The following is a 19,319-nucleotide window of genomic DNA, read 5'->3' as shown; positions in this document are numbered from 1 at the left end:
GGAAACCACGCCAGCCAGGAAATGCCAGGTCCCTATGGATTCAATGCCGCATCAGCATCGCCCCTTCCATGCACGCAAGGTATAGTCGGTTCGAGCCCAAGGGCGTATTGGCAGGGGAAAAACCTATTATGGAAATGCATCAAATCCGCTACTTCCTGGCCGTCTGTACGACTCTCAATTTCACGCGTGCGGCGGAACAATGTAACGTCACTCAGCCCGCCCTGACCCGCGCCGTGCAGAAGCTCGAAGAGGAGCTGGGTGGGCTGCTGTTCCGGCGCGAGCGGAAACTGACCCACCTCACCGATCTCGGGCATCTGGTACGCCCGCAATTGGAGGCTGTCCTCTCTCAAAGCGAGCAGGCCAAGACCACCGCCAAAGGTTTCCTACATCTCAAGGACGCCCCCTTGAAGCTGGGGGTCATGTGCACGATTGGACCCATGCGGTTCATCGGATTCCTGTCGCGTTTTCGCGCCGATCATCCCGGTGTCGATGTCAGCTTGATCGAGGGCGTTCCGGAGGAACTGACTGAGTTGCTGATGTCCGGCGCCCTGGACGTGGCGATCATGACGGCGCCGGAAGGCGAGAACGAAAGGTTGACCACACGGCTGCTCTATGAAGAGCATTTCGCCGTCGCCTTCCCGCCCGGCCACCGCTACGAACAATTCGAAGCTGTGCCGATCAAGGAGATCGGCGGTGAATCCTACCTCGCCCGCGTCAACTGCGAGTATTACGAACGTCTCGACAACATCTTGACCGAACGCATGGTGATGTTGGAAGAGGTCTATCGCTCGGAGCGCGAGGATTGGATCCAGACCATGGTCATGGCGGGCATGGGCATTTGCTTCATTCCCGAATTTTCTCCGGTTCTTCCAGGCCTCTGCATCCGCCGGGTCATCGATCCGGAAGTCACGCGCAAAGTCTATCTGATCAGTGTCGCGGGCAGGCGCTTCTCCCCGGCCGTACAGACTTTCGTTAAGGCGATTGACCATCATAAATGGCCGGAGCAGTTGGGCCTGTGATGTCGACGGCGTTCCCTCTCGGTAGCACGGATGCGAAAGGCCTGAGCGCGCGCGTAGCACTCGGCCTGCTCATGGCAGCAGGCTGTTTCCTGATCGCGGGGCTGGTCCATTTCAACTGGCAGCGGAGCGCCGATCGGAATGCGGCCGAACTCGTGACGCAGATCAATAGCCGTATCACCAGTTCCGTCACACGCGACATAAAAAGCAAGGTCGATAGTGCAGAATCGGCCCTCTCTTCGCTGCATACGGTGTTCTTCCAGGATGTGATCCGGATCGACAACGAAGCGAAGCGCGAGTTCGTCTTCCTGTCCTTGCTGCAGTCCAACGCCGATCTCTCCTGGGTATCCTTTGGCTGGCCGGACGGCAGCTTCTTCGGCGCCCGGAAGGACGCCGACAACAACATCCGCATGGCCGAAGTGAAGCGCGGGGCCACTGCGACAAACAATTTCCGGGTCGACAGCTATCTGACCACGGATCGTGACATTCTGTTCCAGACGCGGACACAAACGCCAAGCGACTTCGATGCGACGGCACAATCCTGGTACAAGGCTGCCCAACCGCAAGACGGCGCCGTCTGGAGCGAAAGCCAGACTTTTCCCACTGGCGATCATCCGGCCATCACCATATCGCGCAAGCTGACCCTATATAGCCGCTATATCGGCGTCCTAGCGGTCAGCATTGATCTATCGCGCCTGGCGAAGTTCGTCGATCGCCTGGAAATCACGCAACGCGGCCAAGCCTTCATCCTGGCGCCGGATGGGCAAGTCCTGACTGAGAACGGCTGGGAGCCGCTCAATGACACCCATGATTCAGGGCGGCGCGCCGTCTCCGCGGACATGGACGTCCAGCCGGAGGCGCTCGCAGGGTTGACGGCGCCACGCAGCATGATGGGACGCGATCCACTGACGGGGCGAGACTACTATCTCAATATCTCCCGCCTGCCCTACCAGGATTGGTCGCTCGTCATTGCCATCCCAACGGCGGACATTCTCGGCGACATTCCGGCGGCTACCCACAGACTTTATGTGCTTGTCGCCATCCTGGCTGTATTGGTCGCCGGCAGCGCGTTTCTCGTCGCCGATCGTTTGGTGACACGCCCGCTCGCGGGCATTGCCAAGCAGCTACGTGCGATCGGCGGCTTTGACTTGCATGCCGTCAGATACGAGCATTCTTACCTGCACGAATTCGACCAGCTCTCCCGCAGCCTGGTCCAGATGAGCGCTGGCCTTGGCTCTTTCCGCAAATACCTGCCAGCGGATCTGGTAAAGACACTGGTGAGCGAAGGTATCGAGGCAAAGCTTGGCGGTCAGCGTAGACAGTTGACGTTGCTGTTCAGCGATCTCGCGGGATTCACAGGGCTCACGGAATCCGACCCCGATCGAATGGTTTCCTTTCTGGGGGCCCATCTCGATGACATGTCTCAGGCAATCCACGCGACAGGCGGGACGATAGATAAGTTTATCGGCGATTCGGTCATGGCCTTCTGGAACGCCCCAGGACCCCATGAAACACCCGAACAGGCAGCCTGCCGGGCCGCGTTGGCATGCCGTGATCGCTTCAATCGTATGCTGGAGGAGAATGTCTGGGGCCTCACCGCACGGCCTGGCCTCAGGATCGGCATAAACACCGGGCCGGCTCTGGTCGGCAATATCGGTTCGCACGACCGTCTCAACTATACCGCCCTCGGCGATACCGTAAATGTTGCCAGTCGCTTTGAAGCACTCAACAAGAAATATCGCACGGACATTCTCATCGGCGAAGACACCGCGGCAGCACTCGGCGACGGCTTTGTGCTTCGGAAGCTCGATCGCGTCGCTGTCTATGGGCGCAAGCACGGTATCGAGATCTATGAGCTTGTCGGTGCAGCTGCCGGAGAAGACCTTAAACCAGTTTGGATAAAGAACTACGAGGCGGGCCTAGACGCGTATTTTGAGCGCGACTGGAAGGGTGCTGCCGAATTTTTCGAAATGACAGATCGTAGTCGAGGTGGCGACGGTCCATCGGAAGTCATGATCGAGCGCTGCCAGGAGTATCTCCGCGTGCCACCCCCGGACACATGGGCCGGGATTGCGGTCGCGATGAGTAAATAGGCGCCATTCTACGCAAATCCCACGACCCGAAGCCGCGAGTTCACAACGAGGAAATCGGCTCTGATGTGTTGACAAATTAGGACGGTTGCCCTAATAGAATACTTAGGGCAACCGTCCTAATTTCTGGGTGAAACCAAACATGAGCGCCAACGCCACACGCACAGAGATCGTTGCCGCTGCTGACGGTCTCTTTTATCAGCAGGGATACGAGCATACTTCCTTTGCCGACATTGCGGGCGCGGTGCAGATATCGCGAGGCAATTTTTATTATCATTTCCGGACGAAGGACGAGATTTTGGATGCCGTCATTTCGGCGCGACTCCGGAAAACCCAGGCCATGCTGGATCACTGGGAAGAAATCGGTGAGACACCGCAAGCAAGAGTACGGAGTTTCATTCACATCCTCATCGCCAACCGCGCAGATATCAAACGCTATGGCTGCCCGATTGGTACGCTGACGACGGAACTTACAAAGCTCGACCACGCCGCGCAGGATGATGCGGCCAAATTGTTTTCCCTGTTCCGCGTCTGGCTTTCTCGGCAGTTCAACATCTTGGGGCGCAAAGATGCTGATGCGCTGGCGCTCCATCTTCTTGCGCGCAGCCAGGGCATCGCCACGCTGGCAAATGCCTTCAAGGACGAGGCCTTCATCCGACGAGAAGTCGCCGACCTTGAAGCTTGGCTCCATGAGATTTTCAACAAGGCTCAAATGCCGCGGCGGACACGCAAATCATAGGAGGGGATCTGTATGTACGTCGTTTTGTTAACATTTGGCGATAAGAAGGGTGATGCGGGACAGTACATGCGGGGCCATAAAGATTGGCTCCAGCGCGGGTTCGATGATGGCGTCTTCCTAATGGCAGGCAGCCTGCAGCCCAATCGGGGAGGTGCCATCATCGCTCACAACATAGTTCAATCTGATCTTGAAGCTCGCGTAGCCGATGATCCTTTTGTCGCCGCAAATGTCGTTGATGCCCAAATCCTTGAAATCGCGCCGTCGCGGGTCGACTCGCGCCTCAATTTCCTGCTCGGTTAAAGATATCCTGATAGCGGAGGAGAGCCATGAGTTCCACAATTCCAGGACCGGATGGTAAACCGCGTTGCCGCTGGTGTGCGGCCGCGCCCGAGTTCTTTGCCTATCATGACAGGGAATGGGGGTTTCCGGTCAGCGACGATCGACGCCTATTCGAAAAGTTGTGCCTGGAAGGGTTCCAGTCTGGTCTAAGCTGGCGCACGATCCTTGCCAAGCGAGAGAATTTTCGGAATGCCTTCCATGGCTTCGACTTCGATCGCATCGCTCGCTACACCGAAAGGGATGTGACTCGCCTCCTCACTGACGAAGGCATCATCCGCCATCGGGGCAAAATCGAGGCAACCATAAACAATGCGAAACGGGCGAAGGAACTGGTGAAATCGGAAGGATCGCTCGCGGCCTTCCTATGGCGTTTTGAAACGAAACCAAACGTTCATAGCGCTCCGCAGACCGTCTCCACCTCGGCCAATTCCATTGTATTGTCTAAAGAACTCAAGAAGCGCGGCTGGAAATTTGTTGGCCCTACCACGGTCTATGCCTTCATGCAGGCAATGGGATTGGTCAACGATCACGCCGAGGACTGCATCATCCGCAGCAAAGTTTTAAGAGCGCGTAAGACATTTCGCCTCCCTTAGCCCATTCAAACACGCGGCAGTACCATCCTGTTCGCCAGCATCAAGCCGACCACGATGGATGCGGCGATTCCCGCCACGCAGGCTGTCCACCCCCATGCACCGAACAATTGACCGAGCAAAAAGCTACCGGCAAGGCCCCCCAGGAAATAGCTGGCGAGATAAAGACCTCCCGCTGCGCCGCGGTCGCTTTTGGCGGCCCGCCCGACAAACCCGGTCGCAATCGCCTGTGCAAAGAAGGTCCCAGCGCCGATGAGGCAAAGGCCGATCAGTACCAGGCGCAGCGACGAGGTCAGGAGCAATGGCAGACCAAGCAAAACGACACCAAGACCCGCGAGGCAAGAAGGCCGAGCACCGAAACGCACGACGGCGAGACCAGCCAGCGGCGTGGTCAACATTGAGGGCACGAAGACGAAGTAGACCAGCCCCAACTGCATCTGGTGAACACTGAAGGGTGGGTGTACCAAGACAAAGTTGACGTATGTGAACGTCCCGATGAAGGCAAACAGGATGAGGAAGCCAAGACAAAAGGCGGCACGCAGCAGCGGATTGAAGAGATGGTCACGCAATACCAGCATGGCACCCCTGGTGGCTTCGTTCATGGCGACCATGGGTTGGGCACGCGTCAAGGTCAGATACGTGAGCAGCGCACCCACCAGGTTGAGTCCGGCAAAAATGTAGAAATTGCTGGCAAGACCTAAATGGTCTGCAATCGTTGCTGACATCAGCCTACCGAAGAGATTGCTGGCCACATTCCCTGTTACGTAGGCGGCGAGCGCCGCAGCTATATCCCTGGGTCCGGATTGCTCCGCGAGATAGGCGAGTGTCAGGCTGAAGGCCGCCGACATGCACAGGCCTTGGATGACACGCAATACGGTGAAGACCGTCAAATCCGGCGCAAAGGCCAGGAAGCAGGTCGGAACGGAGAGGACAATGAGGCTCATGACGGCCCACCGTCGCCGATTGAGATGGCGACTGAACAGGGCAACGGCCAATCCTGCGACAGCCATGCCGAAGGTACTTGCGTTGACGGCTACACTCATCGCAGCCGGACTGACGCGATAGGCATCTGCCAGAGCTGGCAAAATCGCTTGCGTCGCAAAAAGGTCGACAAGGGTAAGGAAGGCGATCAGGCCGACGACGATGAGCCTATAGATACTCGATATAAGCGCTGCGTTTCGCTCCAGAGATGATATCGGCAGTTCTGATGGCATATTCATTGCCTGCTCCAAAGGCAAAAGAAGACGCGTGACGCCGAGAGGGACGGTCCCGGCATCACGCATCTCATGCAGGCGGACGGGTGCCACCTGCATGTCGGTGGTCTTACATATTCATGTCGCTGGCATCGTGCAGGATATCGACCGAAATCAGCACGGCCTTCTTCTTGCCGGTGTTTTCCCACCAGTGCGAGGTGACGTGGGTTTCCGGCGCCACGTCGCCAGCCTTGTGGACGATCGGCACGGCACAATTGCTTGCGTGCTCAATGACGGTGCCGCTGACCACGTAGATCATCGCAGGGCGATCGGCATGGGCATGCCATGGAACGATCCCGCCGGGCTGAACTTCCAGGCGGCGCAGACGGAATTGATGGTCGCCGAGCGCTACCATTTCTTTCGACAGGTCGGTGGTAGCGAGCACGTTGTCAGTGACGCCTTTCGGCTCCATTGGCCCCGGCTTGGTCACGTCGATGCCCATCTGGTTGGCTGGGCACGAACCAGCCTCCGCGGCACTTGCCGCCACCATCGAAATTCCGGCGGCGAGGGCCGCCATTGATATCTTGCGCCAGAGATTCCGGCGGTTTCTCTCAAGGGAAATCATGACTCATTCTCCATGTGACTTGGATTGCCAGGCACTTCATGAACCTTGGCGACATGGAGAGGATCGTGGATAATCCGTCATCGGGAAAATGCCGACTGGCTATAGATCCGATAGGTGGAAGTATCGAGCCCGATCTCTGCAATCAGCGCGAATTCGCCAGGGCCGCTTCCATGGCGGTCGCATCCTAGCGCGCGATGATCTTGTCCCGGACCGCGACGCTAAGGCTGCGTATCGAGCTTGCGGACAGTTGCCTCCAACTCATCCAGGATCTCCATTCCCTGTCTCATTCGGGTAGCTTCCGTGTCCAACAGATAGGGCGGGATTTCACGTCGGGAGCGTGCTGCCGTACCATCCAAACTTTCCACGATGGCCTTGAGCATGGCACGCCCGACTAGCGGCCAGGCTCGCGTTGCTGGTGCGCAGCGAACAAATGATCTCAGTCCGGCCGAACTACGCCGCTGTATCGGAAGTCAACTTCCGGCGGAAATGGAACCGAGTGCCGCGCGGCCAGATATTGTGTTTGAGTACCATCAACCCCGTCCGGACGGGCGCTGCTCAAGAAAAGGTGGACTAGCCAGCAGGTAGCCAGAGCCTCGCGCCGACTGATATCGGGCACGTTCATTTTCTCTCAAATAATCAATAACTTAGGTGGGTTTTTGGCTGGGGGACTAGGATTCGAACCTAGACTGGCGGAGTCAGAGTCCGCTGTCCTACCGTTAGACGATCCCCCAACAGGCTGCTGCCGTGTCCGGCGGCGCCGGAAGGGCCGAAAGCGGGCGGAACATAATGCCGGCGGCTGGCAAGTTCAAGCATTCTATCCAGGGCTTGCCCGATCCGCGCCCGCACCGGTCCTGACGACGGCCGGCCCTAAACTTTATCTTGGGCTCCGATGCATGTAGGATGTTTGGCGATGATACCCGGCAAGGGTCGATCCATCTGGCTGCGATCTAGATTATTTGCGCCTTTTCAGTGGGTTAACCCATCGGGGCAGAGGAGCATTACGCGTGAACGGTGCATTATCCGGGTCGCCGGCACCTGCGCTATGGCGTACGCGTGCGGCTAAGCCCGGTCAAATCATGGCCGCCCTGGACCTGGGCACCAATAACTGCCGGCTGCTGATTGCCCGGCAGGGTGCTGGCGGCTATCAGGTCATTGACGCGTTTTCGCGCATCGTCCGGCTGGGCGAGGGTGTCTCGCAGAGCGGGCGCTTGTCTGCCGAAGCCATGGACCGCACCGTCGAGGCCCTCAAAATCTGTGCCGCCAAGATGGAGCGCCGCGGGGTGAGCCTCGCCCGTGCGGTGGCAACGGAAGCCTGCCGCCGGGCCGAGAATTGCGGCGGCTTTGTCGATCGTGTGCGCGAAGAGGCCGGCATCGCGCTCGACATCATCACCTCCGGTGAGGAAGCCGACCTCGCCTTCAAGGGCTGCACACCGCTCCTCGATCGCAACGTGGCTCAAGCCATCGTATTCGACATCGGCGGCGGCTCCACGGAACTGGGCTGGCTGCGCCTCAAGCCCGGTCGGCCACCGCACATGGTGGCCTGGCATTCGATGCCATTCGGCGTGGTGAGTCTCACCGAGGAATTCGGCGCCGAGGCGCCAGCCGGCGACAATCCCATGGCCTTCTACCGCCGCATGGCCGACAAGGTGGCAGCTGAACTCGATCCCTTCCGCCGCGCCATCGGTGCCGGCAGGCTGATCAGCGAAGGCGGCGTCCAGATGCTGGGCACATCGGGCACAGTGACGACGCTGGCAGGCATCCAGCTCGGCCTGGCGCGCTATGAGCGCAGCCTGGTCGACGGCTCATTCCTGCGCTTTGGCGATGTCGAGCGCATCAGCAGCGATCTGGCGCGCCGCGATTGCCGTGGCCGCGCCACGCTGCCTTGCATCGGTGTCGAACGTGCCGATCTGGTGCTGTCCGGCTGCGCCATCCTGTCGGCGATCTGCAAGATCTGGCCCGTGGGCACCTTGCGTGTCGCCGACCGCGGTGTCCGCGAGGGCATTCTGATGAGCCTGATGACCGGAACCGCACCGGACACCGTCTATGGCGACGATGCCGATATGGACGAGCCGAACAATCTGGCTTCGACACTCACACGCGGCGAACCAGCGACACTTGCTATTCCCGACCTGGGGGCTGCCGACCTGCCCACAGCGGACCTCGTCGCCGCCAGCGAATTTTGATGAATTGGAGCTTCAATATGCGTGATCATCCCCATGCGTAACAATAAAGGGGCCGGCGGCCAGCGCGGTGGCGGGCAGCGGTCCGGCACGCGCGACGAAGGCTCGATTACCGGTCGCGGTCTCAAGACCCGCGTGAAGACGGCCCATAAACGTACACTCTCCTCGACCCTGTGGCTCGACCGGCAGCTGAACGACCCCTATGTGGCCGAAGCGAAGAAACGCGGCTATCGCTCGCGCGCTGCCTTCAAGATCCTGCAGCTCGACGAGAAATATCATTTCTTCAAGATCGGCGGACGCATCGTCGACCTCGGCGCAGCCCCGGGCGGCTGGACCCAGGTCGCCGTCGACCGCGTTCATTCCGCCGATGGCCGCGGCAGGGTCATCGGCATCGATCTCCAATTCGTCGAACCTATTCCCGGCGCCACCATCATCGAACTCGATTTCATGGATGCCTCGGCACCCGACAAGTTGAAGGCACTGCTCGCGGGCGAAGCCGACGTCGTGCTCTCGGACATGGCCGCGTCCTCAACCGGGCACGCCCAGACCGACCATTTGAAGATCATCGATCTTGCTGAAACGGCGTTGGCCTTCGCCTGCGAAGTTCTGGCACCGGGCGGCACCTTTATCGCCAAGGTGCTGCAGGGCGGCGCCACCAACGAATTGCTGGCCCAGCTGAAGAAGCATTTCGGCAGCGTGCGCCATGTGAAACCCGATGCCAGCCGCAAGGATTCCGCCGAGATCTACGTCGTGGCCCAGGGATTCCGGAAGTAGCTGGGATTCCGGAACCAACGCGCAACTGCCGCATTTCCTCCTGAAACGAGACGGAGATGCAGCATGAACAACCTCACAGATCGAGAGCTGCATGGTGGCTGTGCGTGCGGTGCGTTCCGCTTTACGGCCCGCGGCACGCCATCGCGCGTGAGCCTCTGCCATTGCATGACCTGTCGCAAGCATCTCGCCGCCCCCTTCGGTGCTTTTGCGATCTACCAGGCTGACCAAGTTACCCTCAGCTCGGCCCCCACCATCATGTTCAAATCCTCAGGCGATGGGCGACGCTACAGCTGTGCTGCCTGCGGCTCGCCGGTCTATGACCGATATGACGGCCAGGACGAGGTCGAGCTGATGTTCGGATCGTTCGACGATACCAGCGTCTTCACGCCCACCTACGAACTCTGGGTGAAGCGGCGCGAGAATTGGTTACCGCCGTTGCAGCACGGGCCGCACCTTTATGATGCGGACCGCCCGGCTACCGCACCGCGGGAGGCACCGAACGAAGGCCCTGAATCGCCATAAAGTAATTCCGAGCCAGATTGACAGCGCAGGTTGACCGCACAGGCGCGATAGCTAAACTCGCCGCACCTTTCATTGCGATCACAGCCCGCCTGCATGACCCTTCCCCTCCTGATTGACACGGATCCCGGCATCGACGATGCCATCGCCATCTGGCTGGCCCTCACCGCACCGGAGATCGACATCCTCGGCCTGACCGCCGTGCTGGGGAACGGCCCGGTCAGTGCGTGCGCCGAGAACGCGGTCCGCATTCTCGACGTCTTCGATCGCGCCGACATTCCMGTTCATGTGGGTGCAGCGCAACCATTGACGCGGCATTACGCGCGCAAGGGCTGGGGCGTGCATGGGCCGGATGGGCTGGGCGGCATTGGCCTCGCCCCACCCTCGCGCGCCATCGACGGCACCGATGCGGTGGGCTGGATGGCGGGGGTCCTGGGGAAGGCCGCACCCGGCAGCGTCACGCTGGCCCCCCTTGGACCTCTCACCAACATCGCAAGGCTGCTGCAGGGTCATCCCGATGCCCGGCGCGGCATCAAGGAAATGATCGTCATGGGCGGCGCCACCAGGCCGGATGGCGGCAATGCGACGCCCCATGCCGAGTATAATTTCTGGCTCGACCCGGAAGCGGCCGATATCGTCTGCACGAGCGGTGTCCCCATCACCCTCGTCACCATTGAAACGGCGCGGCCGGTCAGTGCCACGCCGGAACGCATCGCCCGGATCGAGGCCGCCGGCAGCAGGGTCGCTGGTCACGTTGCCGGCCTGCTGCGGTCCTATGTCCATGAATCGAAGGCCGATGCGCTCTTTGATCCCTTGGTCATGGTCTATCTGCTGCGCCCCGATCTGTTCGAGGCGAGCTTTGCGCATTTCCGCGTCGAGACCGGCCAATCGCCGCGCCTTGGCGCCCTCACCTGGCAGCCATCGCTGGATAGGACCCCGCACCGCCTGTTGCAAGCCCCTGATCCGGATACCATTTTCGATTTCCTGGCAGCGCGTTTCCAATAGCCGTGGAACCACCCTGCGCGCATCCCCGGTAAGCGTCTGGCGCAGACCCTCAAGGCTTGTGAGATTGCGCTCAATCTGTATGATGRGGCGCCAACCAAGACCGCCTCCACAAAGGGGCGGTTTTTCATATCCGGACAGGGCCGTACCAAAGGCCATGTCGCCCAAACATGGTTGGTGCAATGCAAATCCGTGATGCTTTTACCTTCGACGATGTTCTCCTGGAACCCGCGCACTCGCTCGTGCTGCCGGCGCAGGCGAATACCGGGACGCGGCTGACCAGCCGCATCAACCTTCATATCCCCCTCCTCTCTTCCGCCATGGACACGGTGACGGAAGCCAAGATGGCGATCTGCATGGCCCAGAACGGTGCCATGGGCGTCATCCACAAGAACATGGATATCGCCCGCCAGGCCGAAGAAGTGCGTCGTGTGAAGCGTTTCGAATCCGGCATGGTGGTCAACCCGCTCACCATCCATCCCGACCAGACGCTGGCTGATGCGCTCAACCTCATGGCCACGCATTCGATCTCCGGCATTCCGGTGGTCGAGCGGGCGGAAGGCGGCAAGCTCGGCGGCAAGCTGGTCGGCATCCTCACCAACCGCGATGTCCGGTTTGCCACACATATGGACGAGCCGGTCGCCAACCTCATGACCAAGGAACGCCTGATCACGGTGAAGCCTGGCGTCAACCGCGACGAGGCCCGCAAGCTGCTCCACCAGTACCGCATCGAGAAGCTGCTGGTGGTTGATGAATTCTATCGCTGCATCGGCCTCATCACGGTGAAGGACATGGAGAAGGCCCAGGCCTATCCCCATGCCAGTAAGGACGAGAATGGTCGCCTGCGCGTCGCGGCGGCGACCGGTGTCGGTGCCGACGGGCTGCATCGTGCCGAGGCGCTGCTTGAGGCCGGTGTCGATGTCGTCGTCGTCGATACCGCCCATGGCCATTCGGCCGGCGTGCTTGCGGCCGTCACCGCCGTGAAGCGCCTTTCCAACATCGCCCAGGTCATCGCCGGCAATGTCGCCACCGCCGAAGGCGCGCAGGCGCTCATCGATGCGGGTGCGGATGCCATCAAGATCGGCATCGGGCCGGGCTCGATCTGCACCACGCGCATCGTGGCCGGTGTCGGCGTCCCGCAGCTCACCGCCATCACCGATGCGGCCGAGCGTGCGCACAAGGCCGGCGTCCCCGTCATCGCCGACGGCGGCATCAAATATTCCGGCGATGTCGCCAAGGCGATTGCCGCCGGCGCCGACTGCTGCATGGTGGGCTCGCTGCTGGCCGGCACCGACGAAGCACCGGGCGAAGTGTTCCTGCTGAATGGCCGCTCCTACAAATCCTATCGCGGCATGGGTTCGCTGGGTGCCATGGCGCGCGGCTCCGCCGACCGCTATTTCCAGGAAGAAGTCTCCGACAATCTGAAGCTGGTGCCCGAAGGCATCGAGGGCCGCGTCGCCTATAAGGGCCCGGCCGGCACCGTCATTCATCAGCTGGTCGGTGGTCTCAAGGCCGCCATGGGCTATACCGGCAACGGCACCATCGCCGACATGCAGACCAAGTGCCGCTTCGTGCGCATCACCAATGCCGGGCTCCAGGAGAGCCACGTGCATGACGTGCAGATCACCCGCGAAGCCCCGAACTATCGCCAGAATATGTAAGGCGACCGATCGCTCCTTGCTCCCTTGAACCCTCGCCCCGCTTGCGGGGAGAGGGCAGGGTGAGGGGTGGTTGGTTCAGATCCGGTGTAGCGCCCCTCACCCCAACCCTCTCCCCACTATCGCGGGGCGAGGGAGAAATTGGGCGGCCGCTCATAACGATATTGATATGGAACGAACGACATGACTCCCGGCGCCCGCATTCAAGCGGCCATCGAATTGCTGGCCGCCATTCACGGCGGCAGTGCACCTGCCGACCGCACCGCGGCGGCTTTCTTCCGCAACCGGCGCTATATCGGTGGTTCCGACCGGCGTGCCGTCCTTGATCACGCTTATGCGGTCCTCCGGCAGAAGGCCAAGCTCGATTGGTGGATCGGTCGCTTCGAGTCCGAGCAGCCATTGCCGGAACTTGAACGCGCCCGCATCATCGCCAAGCTGGCTTTGATCGATGGCTGGACCGCGGACAAGATTGCCGGCAGCTTCGATGGCGGCGACTATCGTCCGAAGCCCTTCAACCGCACCGAACGCAACTTCGCCGGCTTCCTGGAAGACGCCGATTTCAAGCACGGCCAGCAGCCGAAATGGGTACGCTTCGAATATCCGGAATGGATCGAGCCCAGCCTGGTCAGCCGCTTCAGCCAGGCCTTCGAGCAGGAAATGGCAGCGCAGGTTGAGGAAGCCGCCACCGACATCCGCACCAACACGCTGAAAGCTACCCGCGAAGAGGCGATCGAGGCCCTGCGCGAGGTCGACATCGTGGCAACGCCGACCGCGCTATCGCCGCTGGGTCTGCGAGTCGAGGGCCGTCCCCCGCTGGGCTCGCTGAAATGTTTCCAGGACGGCCTTATCGAGGTCCAGGACGAAGGTTCGCAGCTGGCTGCCTTGCTGGTTGATGCACGACCCGGCCAGCGTGTGGTCGATTTCTGTGCCGGTGCCGGCGGCAAGACACTCGCCATCGCCGCTGCGATGAAGAACAAGGGCAAGATCTTCGCCTGCGACACGTTGAAAGGCCGCGTCGAGCGCGCTGGCGACCGCTTGAAGCGCGCAGGTGCCTTCAATGTCGAACGCAAAGGCCTGGAGAGCGAACGCGATCCCTGGGTGAAACGCCATGCCGGCAGCTTCGACCGCGTGCTGGTCGACGCCCCCTGCTCCGGCACCGGTACCTGGCGCCGCAATCCGGACGCCAAATGGCGCCTCATTCCGGAAGACCTTGCGCGTCTCGTGACATTGCAGGCCAGCATCCTTGATTCCGCCCAGCGCCTGGTGAAACCGGGCGGGCGCCTCGTCTATGCCACCTGTTCGCTTCTCGCCGAAGAGAATGACGGCCAGGTCACCGACTTCCTTGCGAAGCACCCTGACTTCGTTCAGGTACCGGTCGCCGAGGTCTGGCAGAGCGTCATCGGCACGGACTGTCCTGCCAACGGTCCCACGCTCTCGCTGACGCCGTTGCGCAACGGCACCGACGGTTTCTTCGTCGCGGTCATGGAGCGCGTGAAGCCGGTGTCAAAACCCGAAGGCAGCGCGACTGACACGCCAGAGCCTACCATCAAGAATGACGAGGCCTGAGCCGATCAGCCCCATCCCGACAAGGTGATGGGGCTCGATCACCTCATGCAGGAAGAGAACGCCAAGCAGCAGTGCGCTCATCGGGATGAGCAGGGTCACCAGCGACAGATTGGTCGATCCCGCCCGGCGCAGAATGCGGAAGAAGATGACGTAGGCGAGTGCCGTCGAGAACAGTGCCAGAGCGATGATCGCCCCCATCGCGCGGAAGCTCGGTAATGTTCCCAGCCAGGGCCGGTCCAGCAGCAACACCGGCAGCAATAGCCAGCAGCTGCTGCCGGTCAGCTGGCCACTTGCCACCACCAAAGGCGGCCGTGCCTTGAACCGGCGTCCGAACACGCCGGCAAAGCCATAGGACAAGGCCGCCGCCAGCACCGCACATTCCGCCCATAAATGGTCCCCCAGGCCCGCCATCACATCGCTGCCGATCATCACCGCTACCCCCGCTATGCCGGCCAACACGCCGAGGATCTTCGCCGGTCCAGCGCGCTCATCCGCCGTAAAGACATGTGCCACCAGCACAGTGAAGAGCGGTGTCGTCGCATTGAGGATCGAGGCCAGACCGGCGCCTATCGCCTGCTGCCCCCAGAAAATCAGGCTGAACGGGATGGCGTTGTTGAGCAGCCCCATGATGAAAGCGTCGCGCCAGAAGACGAGATCGCGCGGCGCCGCCACCCGCAGGGCAAGGCGAACCAGGTGCAATGTGACCGCTGCCAAGGTGACACGCAGCAGCGCCATGGTAAGTGGCGGCACCTCCGACACGGCAATCTTGGCAAAAATGAAGCCGCCACCCCAGATAAGCGACAGGGTCAGCAGCAAGACCCAATCTTGCGTGGCCATGCGCGGCGCGGTCGTTTGATTCATGAATTCCCCCTGTATCTCACGGAGAGAAATGCCAGGAATGGGACGTCGCGGCTATCCGAAGATTGCGATCTTCGTCACCGGTTGATCAAAAGAGATACAGAAGGCCGATGAGGCAGGCTGCAATCGGCGTCAGCCAAAGAGCAGCGGATTTTGCCAAGAGACCAGAAAATCCGAAGGCGTCGCTCATCCTGGAGGAAGGCCGGTGCCGATCCTGGGTCCTCGCCACCAGTTCTTCAAATGACAGGTCGAGCGCGATATTCCGCAGTTCCGGCGTATAAAGGCTGCGGGCACGACGCCCCTTGCGATAGGCCCGCCAAATTGCCCGCGGTGACCATAGGCAACCCAGCAGAACCAAAGGCAGAATGAGCGCCGTGGCGCCCGCATGCGCATAGGGCCCTGCGGCGAACTCCCAGGTCGCGACCTGGCATTCACCGCGCATATCAAATGGATAGCCCGTGAGAAGATGATGGAGGTCGTGCTGTTGAATGGCTGCACGTCGCCAAGAGAAGTTCGGCACGGCCAAGGTGAGCGGGCCCATTCTGAAAGGCCAGGTCGGTGCCGAATCATATGTGCTATCCAGCCCCATTGTGGCGCGAAAGGCCATCAGCACATCCGCAGCATTCCGCCTCTCCAGAAAACTCTGCAGTGGCATATCATGCCTGCTTGGGCTCGAAGACCATCGCCTGGCGGGCATTCTCCAGCACGATGGCTGGCGTCAGCAGAGCAACGGCCATCAGCCAGCCGAAACGGCCGCGCTGCGCCAGCGCCAGGCACACGGCCGGCAACCCGACAATGGTTTCGTTGCGGCACCGGACGATCAAGCTATCCAGGGCGGGATCGACATGCAGCTCGATATCCTGGCCGAGCAAGCGCGTCATTGAGCGACGGCTGAGAAACGTCGCCGGCCATTCAAGACGGAGGCTCACCCGGTCTTCCTTCATCACCCGCCAGATTGGCGCGATGGCAAGATGCTGCCGTGGCAGGATCCGCAGCGCCGAACGCAGGCGCATGTTCCCCAAACAATCTGCACCCATCAGTTCAGCCCGCGGCGGCAAATCTTCCGGCAGCCTGAAATTCCAGGCCAGCCCACAACGATGCAGCAACACCAGCATCCACCAGCCGGGATCCCACTCGCCAGCAAAGAGACCGAGGCGCGCCGAGCCTGGATAGGCATGATGATTGTTGTGCCAGCATTCGCCCATGGTGAGCAGTGACGCCAGCCGGATATTGCGACCCTGGACGGCTGCCTCTGCAACCTCGAAATGCATATCGCCATCGTTGTGCGCAAAATAGCCAATCAGCCAATGGCCAAAGACACCGGCGGTGATGCGGGCGCAAACGCCGAAGAAGACAAAACTCCAACCGCCCCAAACATAGAAGATCAGCGCCGGTGGCAGCTGCTGCAGCATCCAGGTGGTTTCCAGGAATTGATAGAAGCGATCCTGTGCAATGCGCGGCTCAATCGCGACCTTCGGTGGGTTGGCGAGCCTGAGCTCGCAATTGAGCTGCCACCAGCCATCCTTCCAGAAGCTGCTGCCGTGCCGCAAATAATCGTGGCAAGTCGGCAGGCGCTGCGCAAAGTCACGCAACTCATGAGCCCGCAGGAGACCGATCGGACCTGCAAGCCCGACCTGCACACCCATATAGACCAGAAAATACTCCAGCGCTTTCGGACATTCGAAACTGTTGTGGATAAGCTTGCGATGGCTGCCGAGGGAATGGCCGAGGAGCAATACCGCGCCGGTCGCGCCGAAAAATAGCAACAGGCCCGACCAGGTGAAGAAGATGGCGCCGCCGACGAGCGCACTTGTCGCCATGCCAAAGAACCAGAAAGATTTTACCGGTGAAAATCGCACCTCACCGTCCGAGACACTTGCCAGATCGGTGACGGAGATGCGGTGGCCTTTCAGGCTTTCAAGGATGTTCGACATCGAATTCCCCTATATGGCAGCGCGACTTCCCAAAACTTCAGGCTGGCCGTTTCTTCTGTGCCCCTTTGCTTTTTTCGGCGGCGATTTTCCGTGATTCACGCTTCAACGGACCACCCACCGGGCAAAGCTCGAAGGCAAAGCCCGTCAGATTGTTGACGAGATTGTCCGAGTTAAGCTTGTAAAGGACGAATTGCCCCTGGCGGCTGCTTGTGACCAGATCGGCATTCTCCAAGATTGAGAGATGTCGCGAAATCGTCGGTGCGCTCATGCCAAAGCGCTTGGCAAGTTCCGAGGTGCTGAGCTCCGTCGCCGAGAGATAGGCGAGGATTTCCCGGCGCGGGCGCGAAGCCAGGGCTTCGAATATTTTGTCGAGGGACATGGGCAATAATCACTATTAGCTAATTTGCTAATTTCACAATAACGCAATCATTAAGGACATGTCAAATGGCCGGGTATCCGGCCCGGTCTGCCGCTGCAGCGGTCTCAACTTTGTCAGGAATTTATGGGCGTTTCAGGCTGCGCGTGCCTGGCGCTTTGCCTTGACGAGGCTGGCCCAGCGGCCGGCTACCACGCGGCAGAACTCGTTAGCGGCATCGATATGCTGCTTGAATTCGGCGCGGGCGCGGTTGACGGCTTTGCTGCCTTCGGCCTCGCCCAGTTTCTTCAGGATGACGTGGTTGAATTCCTCGATCCACATGGTGGCATGGGCCGGGGTGATTTCGAAATGGCATTGGAAACCATAGGCCGTGTCGCCATAGCGGAAGGCCTGGTTGGCAGTGGTGGCCCCGGTCATCAGGCGCACAGCCCCTTGCGGCAGGGCAAAAGTATCCTCGTGCCATTGCATGATGTGCTGGCGTGGGTTGAGGTCGCTGAGCAGCGGGTCGCGCGCCCCTTCCGGCGTGATGTCGATCGGCAGAAAGCCATATTCGAAATCATCATTCACGCGGACGCGGGCGCCGAAGGTGCGTGCCAGCAGTTGGCCGCCGAGACAGAGGCCGAGGAGCGGCTTGCCCTGGTCGTGAAACGCCTGGAGAAGAGCGCAAATCGGCGCGAAGGCCGGATAGTCGGCATCATTGTGGGCATGCTGCGGGCCACCCAGCACGACAGCGCCGTCAAAGCCATCGGATGCGGCCGGCAGGTCCATGCCGTGATGCGGTGTGACAGTGACGAGATCGGCGCCGGCGGCCGTGAGATGCTCTCCCAGCAGGGAGATATGCGACGTCGGATCGTTCTGAATCACCAGCAGCCGCATCGGTCATCCCTTCATCAGGCGCAAAGCTGCCAGGATGATGGGCATTTGCCGGACGCATGACAAGGGCTGGGCAATGCGTACAGCGCATAACCGCACGGCTATTCCAGCAAGATCAATGCTGCAGGTGCGCACCCGGAAGCAACCGTCCCAGCAACCCGCCAAACCGGCCGCAGATCACCGATCCGGCATAGATCAGCCCCGCCACCAGCACAATGGCCGGCCCCGGCGGCAGATCGAGGTGATAGGAGCCCATGAGGCCAATGAGGCCGGATGCCAAGGCCAGAGAACTGCCGAGCGCAATCATGCTGGCCACCGACCGGGCCCAGAATCTGGCCGCGGCCGCCGGCAGGATCATGAGGCCCACCGCCATCAGGGTGCCCAGCGCCTGAATAGCCGCCACCAGATTGAGGACGATGAGGATGAGGAAGATCATATGCGCCATCGCCCCCTGGCCACCGACCGCGCGCAGGAAGGTGGGGTCGAAACATTCAACCACCAGGTTGCGATAGATCACGGCAAAGGCCAGCAGCGAGAGGATCGCTGTCGCCACCACCAGGACGAGCCCGTCGCTGCCGATCGAGAGCAGAGAGCCGAACAGGATATGGAGGAGGTCCCGCGTACTGCCGCGCATCGAGACGATGAGCACACCCAGCGCCAGCGACACCAGATAGAGGGCAGCGAGGCTGGTATCCTCCTTGAGCGGTGTCAGCCTTGCAATGAGGCCGCTGAGCAAGGCCACGGCAAGGCAGGCGATCAGGCCGCCGATACTCATCGCCCAGAGGTCGAGGCCGAACAGGAAAAAACCGATGGCGACACCGGGCAGAATGGCATGTGCCAGCGCATCGCCCATCAAGCTCATGCGACGCAATTGCAGGAAGACGCCCAGCGGTCCGGAGACGATGGCAACCGCGATCACCGCCACCAGCGCCCGGCGCATGAAGGCGAAATCGACAAACGGGCCGATCAGAAAATCATAGAGCATGA

The 19,319-nt window shown here is 60.8% G+C and carries 19 protein-coding genes and 1 tRNA gene; 11 read left to right on the top strand and 9 right to left on the bottom strand.

Features of this window, described 5'->3' with window-relative positions; genetic code table 11:
• Window positions 1–128 precede the first annotated feature (128 nt).
• The 5 genes from AC1DWZ_RS09075 to AC1DWZ_RS09055 all read left to right on the top strand — a co-directional run bounded on the left by AC1DWZ_RS09075 (window position 129) and on the right by AC1DWZ_RS09055 (window position 4,777).
• Window positions 129–1,019: a LysR family transcriptional regulator gene (locus AC1DWZ_RS09075; RefSeq protein WP_477168558.1), complete on the top strand. Its 891-nt coding sequence runs from the start codon at window positions 129–131 to the stop codon at window positions 1,017–1,019.
• Entirely contained in the window at window positions 1,019–3,109 is a 2,091-nt protein-coding gene (locus AC1DWZ_RS09070) for an adenylate/guanylate cyclase domain-containing protein (RefSeq protein WP_477168557.1), read from the top strand. Before AC1DWZ_RS09075 ends, AC1DWZ_RS09070 begins: the two co-directional genes overlap by 1 nt.
• Window positions 3,110–3,248: 139 nt before the next feature.
• The gene (locus tag AC1DWZ_RS09065; protein WP_477168556.1) at window positions 3,249–3,845 is read left to right on the top strand and encodes a TetR/AcrR family transcriptional regulator; all 597 of its coding nucleotides are present in this window, start codon (window positions 3,249–3,251) and stop codon (window positions 3,843–3,845) included.
• Window positions 3,846–3,857: 12 nt separating this feature from the next.
• The gene (locus tag AC1DWZ_RS09060) at window positions 3,858–4,145 is read left to right on the top strand and encodes a YciI family protein (protein ID WP_477168555.1); all 288 of its coding nucleotides are present in this window, start codon (window positions 3,858–3,860) and stop codon (window positions 4,143–4,145) included.
• Window positions 4,146–4,171: 26 nt separating this feature from the next.
• The gene (locus AC1DWZ_RS09055) at window positions 4,172–4,777 is read left to right on the top strand and encodes a DNA-3-methyladenine glycosylase I (protein ID WP_477168554.1); all 606 of its coding nucleotides are present in this window, start codon (window positions 4,172–4,174) and stop codon (window positions 4,775–4,777) included.
• Between the two features lie 5 nt (window positions 4,778–4,782).
• Here AC1DWZ_RS09055 and AC1DWZ_RS09050 read toward each other — a convergent pair whose 3' ends face one another.
• The 3 genes from AC1DWZ_RS09050 to AC1DWZ_RS09040 all read right to left on the bottom strand — a co-directional run bounded on the left by AC1DWZ_RS09050 (window position 4,783) and on the right by AC1DWZ_RS09040 (window position 7,323).
• Window positions 4,783–6,057 carry an MFS transporter gene (locus AC1DWZ_RS09050; protein ID WP_477168553.1) on the bottom strand — a complete coding sequence of 425 codons (1,275 nt, stop codon included), beginning with the start codon at window positions 6,055–6,057 and terminating at the stop codon, window positions 4,783–4,785.
• 40 nt (window positions 6,058–6,097) lie between these two features.
• The gene (locus AC1DWZ_RS09045; RefSeq protein ID WP_477168552.1) at window positions 6,098–6,592 is read right to left on the bottom strand and encodes a cupin domain-containing protein; all 495 of its coding nucleotides are present in this window, start codon (window positions 6,590–6,592) and stop codon (window positions 6,098–6,100) included.
• Window positions 6,593–7,249: 657 nt separating this feature from the next.
• Window positions 7,250–7,323 (bottom strand) — tRNA-Gln (locus tag AC1DWZ_RS09040).
• A gap of 345 nt (window positions 7,324–7,668) precedes the next feature.
• On the opposite strand from AC1DWZ_RS09040, the gene AC1DWZ_RS09035 reads away from it, so the two are divergent.
• The 6 genes from AC1DWZ_RS09035 (at window position 7,669) to AC1DWZ_RS09010 (ending at window position 14,291) form a co-directional block, all read left to right on the top strand.
• Window positions 7,669–8,775 carry a Ppx/GppA phosphatase family protein gene (locus AC1DWZ_RS09035; RefSeq protein WP_477168551.1) on the top strand — a complete coding sequence of 369 codons (1,107 nt, stop codon included), beginning with the start codon at window positions 7,669–7,671 and terminating at the stop codon, window positions 8,773–8,775.
• A gap of 33 nt (window positions 8,776–8,808) precedes the next feature.
• Window positions 8,809–9,546, top strand: coding sequence for an RlmE family RNA methyltransferase (locus AC1DWZ_RS09030; protein WP_477168550.1), 738 nt, complete (start codon window positions 8,809–8,811; stop codon window positions 9,544–9,546).
• A 63-nt stretch (window positions 9,547–9,609) separates the two neighbouring features.
• Complete coding sequence (locus AC1DWZ_RS09025; RefSeq protein WP_477168549.1) at window positions 9,610–10,068, top strand: GFA family protein; 459 nt, start codon at window positions 9,610–9,612, stop codon at window positions 10,066–10,068.
• 93 nt (window positions 10,069–10,161) lie between these two features.
• Window positions 10,162–11,070, top strand: a complete 909-nt coding sequence (locus AC1DWZ_RS09020) for a nucleoside hydrolase (protein ID WP_477168548.1) — start codon at window positions 10,162–10,164, stop codon at window positions 11,068–11,070.
• Between the two features lie 179 nt (window positions 11,071–11,249).
• Window positions 11,250–12,728 (top strand): IMP dehydrogenase, encoded by a 1,479-nt coding sequence (gene guaB, locus AC1DWZ_RS09015; RefSeq protein WP_477168547.1) that lies wholly within the window; start codon window positions 11,250–11,252, stop codon window positions 12,726–12,728.
• A 180-nt stretch (window positions 12,729–12,908) separates the two neighbouring features.
• Window positions 12,909–14,291: an RsmB/NOP family class I SAM-dependent RNA methyltransferase gene (locus tag AC1DWZ_RS09010; RefSeq protein ID WP_477168546.1), complete on the top strand. Its 1,383-nt coding sequence runs from the start codon at window positions 12,909–12,911 to the stop codon at window positions 14,289–14,291.
• Here the strand turns inward: AC1DWZ_RS09010 and AC1DWZ_RS09005 are convergent.
• The 6 genes from AC1DWZ_RS09005 to AC1DWZ_RS08980 all read right to left on the bottom strand — a co-directional run bounded on the left by AC1DWZ_RS09005 (window position 14,229) and on the right by AC1DWZ_RS08980 (window position 19,317).
• The gene (locus AC1DWZ_RS09005) at window positions 14,229–15,152 is read right to left on the bottom strand and encodes a DMT family transporter (protein ID WP_477168545.1); all 924 of its coding nucleotides are present in this window, start codon (window positions 15,150–15,152) and stop codon (window positions 14,229–14,231) included. The genes AC1DWZ_RS09010 and AC1DWZ_RS09005 overlap by 63 nt on opposite strands.
• An 85-nt stretch (window positions 15,153–15,237) precedes the next feature.
• Window positions 15,238–15,690 (bottom strand): hypothetical protein, encoded by a 453-nt coding sequence (locus AC1DWZ_RS09000; RefSeq protein ID WP_477168544.1) that lies wholly within the window; start codon window positions 15,688–15,690, stop codon window positions 15,238–15,240.
• Between the two features lie 115 nt (window positions 15,691–15,805).
• Window positions 15,806–17,083, bottom strand: a complete 1,278-nt coding sequence (locus AC1DWZ_RS08995; protein ID WP_477168543.1) for an acyl-CoA desaturase — start codon at window positions 17,081–17,083, stop codon at window positions 15,806–15,808.
• Between the two features lie 37 nt (window positions 17,084–17,120).
• The gene (locus AC1DWZ_RS08990; RefSeq protein WP_477168542.1) at window positions 17,121–17,462 is read right to left on the bottom strand and encodes an ArsR/SmtB family transcription factor; all 342 of its coding nucleotides are present in this window, start codon (window positions 17,460–17,462) and stop codon (window positions 17,121–17,123) included.
• A 132-nt stretch (window positions 17,463–17,594) separates the two neighbouring features.
• Entirely contained in the window at window positions 17,595–18,335 is a 741-nt protein-coding gene (locus AC1DWZ_RS08985; RefSeq protein WP_477168541.1) for a type 1 glutamine amidotransferase, read from the bottom strand.
• 112 nt (window positions 18,336–18,447) lie between these two features.
• Window positions 18,448–19,317, bottom strand: coding sequence for a metal ABC transporter permease (locus tag AC1DWZ_RS08980; RefSeq protein ID WP_477169490.1), 870 nt, complete (start codon window positions 19,315–19,317; stop codon window positions 18,448–18,450).
• Between the last annotated feature and the right edge of the window lie 2 nt (window positions 19,318–19,319).

It is taken from the genome of Dongia sp. P2_B8 (assembly GCF_056404715.1).
The sequence above is the reverse complement of the archived record's forward strand: the minus strand, read 5'-3'. Positions and strand labels throughout refer to the sequence as shown.